Raw genomic sequence first — 2,744 nt, 5'->3', positions numbered from 1 at the left:
GACTCCGGCAAGGCGAAGGTGCCGCCCTGGCTCACCGGGTTCTGCGTGGCAATCACGAAGAAGGGCTCAGGCAGCGGCCGGGTCGCGCCCTCGATGGTCACCTGGCCCTCCTCCATGGCCTCCAGCAGCGCGCTCTGGCTTTTCGGCGTGGCGCGGTTGATCTCATCGGCCAGCACCAACTCGGCGAAGATCGGCCCGGGGTGGAAAATAAACTGCCCGCTGTCCTTGTCGAATACCGAGGTGCCGAGGATATCGCCGGGCAACAGGTCGGAGGTGAACTGGATGCGCTGGAAACTCAGACCCAGCACCCGGGCCAGGGCCTGGCTGAGGGTGGTCTTGCCCATACCCGGCAAATCCTCGATCAACAGGTGACCCTCGGCCAGCAGGCAGGTCAGGGCCAGGCGGACCTGCGGCTCCTTGCCCAGCAAGACCTGATTGACTGCTTGCAGCACAGCTTCCAGTTTGGCGCGCATCTATCACTCCTTCAGTGCGAGTCAGGATGCTACTGCGCCACGGCGCCACGGCATAGCCGCTGGAAACCTTTACTGACGAACTTGTGAAGCCGGCAGTCGAGCCGAGCCAACCGCCGCCCGAGAGCAGCGGCCGGAATGGTCGATCAGCCTGGCCTTGGCAGATCGAAGCGCGCGGTGGTGCGGCTATAGGCCGTACCGCCCTGGCGCCCGACAGATCGAGTTTGCCGGCGTCGATACTCGCCGACAGGCTGGAGAGCTAGGCAAATAGGCCGCTGCGTCACAGTCGAGGCCGGCCCGCGATAACACTCGAGCGCGCTTAGCGTGCTGAAACCCAACAGCATTCAGCGCTCCTCGGCGGTACGGTAAAGACCTCTGGCCTTAGCGCCCGGCGCGGGATTCGCGGATATAGAAACGCGCTCGCTCCGACTTGGCCGTACAGCCCTTGTAGCCCTCGAACTGCTGCTGGGTTTTCGCCGCGGTGAGCAACGACAGCGCCTTGGAATAGCTCACGGTGCCGGCAAAACCTTCGGCCTTGGCGATATCCAACTCACGCCAGGCCGCCTCCAGCTGATTGGCGCAGGAGGCGCGGTACGCGGTTTTACCCGCACAACCGCTGAGCGCCAGTACCAGCATGGGCAACACTATCCACAGCTTCATCATCCAACTCCCAGAATAAAAAATGTTATTGCTCACATGCTTATGACGAGTGGCTGCACTAAAAGTGCCGTGACGCAGAGGCGCGAATGTTGTCACAGCCGCTTAGGACGCCGCCCGCTGCCGCAAAAACTCCAGTACGGCGGCCTGTTCACCGACGAACTCGATGCGCCCGGCCTTGTTCTCGCGCTGGAACCCGTACATGGGGTCGTAATACTCCACCAGCAGCGCCTCGATCCAACCGCGATGGCTATCGACCTTGCCGCTACTTTGCTGTTCCAGCAGGGCTTGATCCATGATCGCGGCCATACGCTGATAACGCTCACCGCCCAGACGCTTGAGGATATTCGCCAGGCTCTGCTGCAGGCGTTCGGCATAGACCTTAAAGCCCTCCGCCTCCCCCAGCAGGGCGATAAATTCACCGCTCAGGTCAATCACGTAATCTTTGAGAATACGTTCCACTCGGTTGGCCAGGCTGTCTTCCAGCCAGACCAGGTGAAAGGCCTGCATGCTCTGGTACAACTCGAGGGGCAACGAGCATTTGCCGATAATCCGCCCCTCGTCCTCCAGCACGAATTGCTCAAGGCCCACGCCGCGTTTTTTCAGGATGTCGATGGCCAGGGCGTTCTCGAAGTCGATCTGCGCCGGCTGGCCGGTGGCGCGCTTGCCAAAGCTGGAACCACGGTGATTGGCGTGGCCTTCCAGATCCAGGCTGTTGCTAAGCGCAGCCAGCACCTCGGTCTTGCCGGTACCGGTCATGCCGCCGACCAGGATGAAATCGCACTGCTGCAGCGCTTGCTCGGTGGTTTCCAGCAGGAAGCTACGCATGGCCTTGTAGCCGCCGATCACCCGTGGGTAGTCGATGCCGGCCTCGCTTTTCAGCCACTGCTGGACTATCTGCGAACGCAGGCCGCCGCGAAAGCAGTACAGGTAACCCTCGGGATTGGCGCGGGCAAAAGCGGCCCAGGCCTCGATACGCTCGGCCTTGAGCGGACCGCTGACCAGCTGATGGCCCAGTTCGATGGCGGCTTGCTGGCCGTGCTGCTTGTAGCAGGTGCCGACCTTCTGCCGCTCGAGATCGTCCATCAGCGGCAGATTGACCACACCCGGAAAGGCGCCCTTGTGGAATTCAACCGGGGCGCGGGCATCCATCATCGGCGTGGCGTTGAGAAACAGGCTGCGGTAGTCGCTGCTGTTGTCGCGCATCAGAGCACCTCGACCGCACAGGTCTGACGCTCGAGCAATTGGCCTATAGGCTCAAGAGCCAGGCCCAGCTCATTGGCCACAGCGAGAAACTCCGCCTCGCCTGCGGGGGTCACCGCCACCAGCAAGCCGCCGCTGGTTTGCGGGTCGCACAGCAACTGTTTGTGCAGTTCGGACAGCGGCGCGATCTTCTCGCCGTAGCTGTCGAAGTTGCGCAGGGTGCCGCCGGGCACGCAGCCCTGCTCCAGGTAGTACTCCACGCCGGGCAGACGCGGCACCTTGGCGAACTCGATGCGCGCGGTCAGGCCGCTGCCGTCGGCCATCTCGATTAGATGGCCGAGCAGGCCGAAGCCGGTGACATCGGTCATGGCGCTGACCCCGGCCAGTTTGCCGAAGCGGCTGCCAGGCTTGTTC

General features: G+C 62.8%; 4 protein-coding genes. All 4 read right to left on the bottom strand.

The window, feature by feature from the left end; genetic code table 11:
• On the bottom strand, nt 1-473 hold a 473-nt coding region (locus tag Q8Q83_RS10995; RefSeq protein ID WP_305623654.1), incomplete at its 3' end, for a MoxR family ATPase.
• A 378-nt stretch (nt 474-851) separates the two neighbouring features.
• Nucleotides 852-1,130, bottom strand: a complete 279-nt coding sequence (locus tag Q8Q83_RS10990) for a hypothetical protein (protein WP_305623653.1) — start codon at nt 1,128-1,130, stop codon at nt 852-854.
• A gap of 102 nt (nt 1,131-1,232) precedes the next feature.
• On the bottom strand, nt 1,233-2,333 hold the full coding sequence (gene mnmH, locus Q8Q83_RS10985) for a tRNA 2-selenouridine(34) synthase MnmH (RefSeq protein ID WP_305623651.1): 1,101 nt from the start codon (nt 2,331-2,333) through the stop codon (nt 1,233-1,235).
• A partial coding sequence (locus Q8Q83_RS10980; protein ID WP_305623649.1) for an AIR synthase-related protein occupies nt 2,333-2,744 on the bottom strand: 412 nt, incomplete at its 5' end. The genes mnmH and Q8Q83_RS10980, both read right to left, overlap by 1 nt.

It is taken from the genome of Pseudomonas sp., from assembly GCF_030696055.1.
GTDB lineage: Bacteria > Pseudomonadota > Gammaproteobacteria > Pseudomonadales > Pseudomonadaceae > Aquipseudomonas.
The sequence above is the reverse complement of the archived record's forward strand: the minus strand, read 5'-3'. Positions and strand labels throughout refer to the sequence as shown.